This is a genomic window from Micromonospora sp. D75 (genome assembly GCF_018070405.1).
In the GTDB taxonomy this organism is placed as follows: domain Bacteria; phylum Actinomycetota; class Actinomycetes; order Mycobacteriales; family Micromonosporaceae; genus Micromonospora; species Micromonospora chalcea.
In genome coordinates, this window is the sequence record NZ_JAGPXV010000716.1 from 1 (window position 1) to 2779 (window position 2779).

Genomic DNA, 2779 nt, shown 5'->3' on the forward strand with positions numbered 1-2779 from the left:
GTGGACGGGGTCGCTGCGTCGTCCGCCGGGTCGGCGCTCGCGGTGTCCGGGGCGGGCGTGGCGGGCGCGGCGGGGCCGGCGGACGTGGCGGGCGTGGCGGGGCCGCGGCGGCGGGCCAGCCAGAACAGGCCGGCGCCGAACGCGAAGGTGAGCAGCACGCCGAGCACGCCGGACAGGCCGGTGGAGACGAAGTCGTTGCCGATTCCGCGTACGCCGTAGTCGGCCAGCGGGCTGTCCGCCAGCTCGTGGTCCTTCGCCTCCTGGGCCGGGCAGCTGCCGCCGGTGATCTCGTCGTCGGCGTTCACCGTGCAGCCCTTGAGCAGCGAAGAGTCGAGCCCGTCCGGGTGCGAGGAGGCGTAGTTGCTGACCACGCCCGCCAGCAGCAGCGCCACCAGCAGGCCGCCGAGAAGGAACGGCCACTGACGCTTGCTCATCGGGCACCTCCGGCGACCGGGACGGCGGGAGCCGGCGTGACCGGCTTGAGGGCGCGCAGCGCGTACACCAGGTCGGGCCGGACCTTCGCCACGGTGACCACGGTGGTCGCGGTGATCAGGCCCTCGCCGATGCCGATGAGCAGGTGGGCGAAGGCCATGGTGCCGGCCAGGCCGGTCAGGTTGCCGCCGAGGTCGGTGGTGCCGCCCAGCCAGTACTGCAGGACGAAGCCCTGGGACGCGACCACCACGCTGACCAGCGCGGACACGAACGCGGTGACCGCCAGGCCGGCCGGGGTACGCGGCAGCACACGCAGCAGGAGCGCGATCAGCAGGTACGCGGCGGCGGTGCCGAGCAGCGCCATGTTGGTGATGTTGAGGCCGAGCATCGCCACGCCGCCGTCGCCGAAGACCAGCGCCTGCACGATGAGCACCACGGCCACGCAGAGCGCGCCGACCCAGGGGCCGACGAGCATCGCCGCGAGCGCGCCCCCGAGCAGGTGGCCGCTGACCCCGGCGGTGAAGATCGGGAAGTTGAGCATCTGCACGGCGAAGATGAACGCCGCCACCAGCCCGGCCATCGGGGCCAGCCGGTCGTCGAGGTCGGCTCGGCCCCGCATCACGCAGAACGCGAGCGCGGCGAGGGCGAGAGCCGCGAAGATCGCGGCGACCGGACCGTTGATGATCCCGTTGGAGATGTGCATCGCCAGGGTGTCCACGCGCTCAGCGTATTTCCAGGAAGGCACTGTTGCCAATATCTGGCAACAACCTCATGATGGCCGTCACCGCGTCCGCGCGTCGCCGTCCGCCGACCGCACCGGCCCGGCGGTATCGTCACCGCCATGACCGACCGCCTCAAGCCCGGCGACCCCGCCCCCGAATTCACCCTCCCCACCGACGACGGCGGGACACTCTCCCTGGCCGACCTGCGCGGCCGCAAGGTCATCCTGTACGCGTACCCGGCCGCCATGACGCCCGGCTGCACCACGCAGGCATGTGACTTCCGGGACTCCCTCGCCTCCCTGCAGGCCGCCGGCTACGAGGTGGTGGGCATCTCGCCGGACAAGCCGGCCAAGCTGGCGAAGTTCCGCGAGCGCGACGCGATCACGTTCCCGCTGGTCTCCGACGCGGACAAGGCGGTGCTGACCGCGTACGGCGCGTTCGGCGAGAAGCAGATGTACGGCCGCACGGTCACCGGCGTGATCCGCTCGACGTTCGTCGTGGACGAGGACGGCAAGATCGAGCAGGCGTTCTACAACGTGCGGGCCACCGGCCACGTCGCCAAGCTGCGCCGGGATCTCGGGCTCGACTGAGGTCGGCGCGCGGTGCGGCTCGTCACGGCCGCGCCGCAGTGGTGACCCCGAATGTGGTCTACGATCCGGAGGCTGTGACACCGGTCCGCGGGCGGTGGTCACGATGAAGGGGCCGTAGCCCAACGGCAGAGGCATGCGGTTTAGGTCCGCACCAGTGCGGGTTCGAATCCCGCCGGCCCTACCAGTCGCCGGTGCCACGCGCACCGGCGACTGTCGGGAAGGTCACGAACGCGGGTCCGCACCGCGTCGCCACGAGCAGGATTACGGCGTGGACCTGCGTTTCTCCCTCGACCCCGACCTGACCCCCGAGCTGCGCGAACAGATCATCGCGCTCTGGGTGGACGTGACTAACGCCGGCGGCGCCGTCGGCTTCGTCGCCCCCGTGACCGCCGACGAGGTACGCCCGCTCGCCACCTCCACGCTCGACGAGGTCGCGGACGGGCCGGACCGGCTACTCGTCGGCCACGAGGGCGAAAAGCTGGTCGCGGTGCTGGTCATCGCCGACAACCGGTTCCACCTCAAGACGCACTGGCGGGTGCTCAAGCGCGTCATGGTGCACCCCGACACGCAGGGGCGCGGCCACGGCGCGGCGCTGATGCGCGAGGCCGAGCGGATCGCCCGAGGGCTGGGCCTGGCGGCGCTGCACGTGACGGTCCGCGACGGGCTGGGGCTGGACCGCTTCTACAAGCGCCTCGGCTACCGCGAGATCGGCCGCCTCCCCGCCGCGCTGCGCCTGTCCGCCACCGACGCCCGCGACGAGATCCTCATGTGGCTGGACCTCCCCACCCCAACCTGACCCCTCGCCCCGCCCCCGCCGCGCTGATCTTGCACTCATGGCCCCGGCAGATCGGGCATTCACGACACGCGCGGGTCCCCAAGTGCAAGATCAGCGAGGGCGGGGGCGAGGGGCGGGCGAGGGCTAGGCGCAGCTTGTGGGGGTGGGTGGGGTGGCGGCTGCCTGCACGACGGGGTCCGCGAGGGCTGACGTGGGGGCCGCGGGGGTGGGAGTGGATGCGGTCGGGGTCGGGGTGGACG

4 protein-coding genes and 1 tRNA gene are annotated in these 2779 nt (G+C 72.3%); 3 read left to right on the plus strand and 2 right to left on the minus strand.

The features are described 5' to 3' along the window. Positions 1-434 (minus strand): PDGLE domain-containing protein (locus tag KBX39_RS28060; RefSeq protein WP_210873405.1); only part of this gene is annotated, 434 nt, incomplete at its 3' end. Beyond that, the gene (locus KBX39_RS28065) at positions 431-1150 is read right to left on the minus strand and encodes an energy-coupling factor ABC transporter permease (protein ID WP_043326154.1); all 720 of its coding nucleotides are present in this window, start codon (positions 1148-1150) and stop codon (positions 431-433) included. The genes KBX39_RS28060 and KBX39_RS28065, both read right to left, overlap by 4 nt. A 123-nt stretch (positions 1151-1273) precedes the next feature. Here KBX39_RS28065 and bcp point away from each other — a divergent pair, with 123 nt between their 5' ends. The 3 genes from bcp (at position 1274) to KBX39_RS28080 (ending at position 2540) form a co-directional block, all read left to right on the plus strand. After that, on the plus strand, positions 1274-1744 hold the full coding sequence (gene bcp / locus KBX39_RS28070) for a thioredoxin-dependent thiol peroxidase (RefSeq protein WP_210873407.1): 471 nt from the start codon (positions 1274-1276) through the stop codon (positions 1742-1744). A 108-nt stretch (positions 1745-1852) separates the two neighbouring features. After that, positions 1853-1928: transfer RNA gene (locus KBX39_RS28075), tRNA-Leu, on the plus strand. A gap of 84 nt (positions 1929-2012) precedes the next feature. Next, the gene (locus tag KBX39_RS28080) at positions 2013-2540 is read left to right on the plus strand and encodes a GNAT family N-acetyltransferase (RefSeq protein WP_064446937.1); all 528 of its coding nucleotides are present in this window, start codon (positions 2013-2015) and stop codon (positions 2538-2540) included. The last annotated feature ends 239 nt before the right edge of the window (positions 2541-2779 follow it).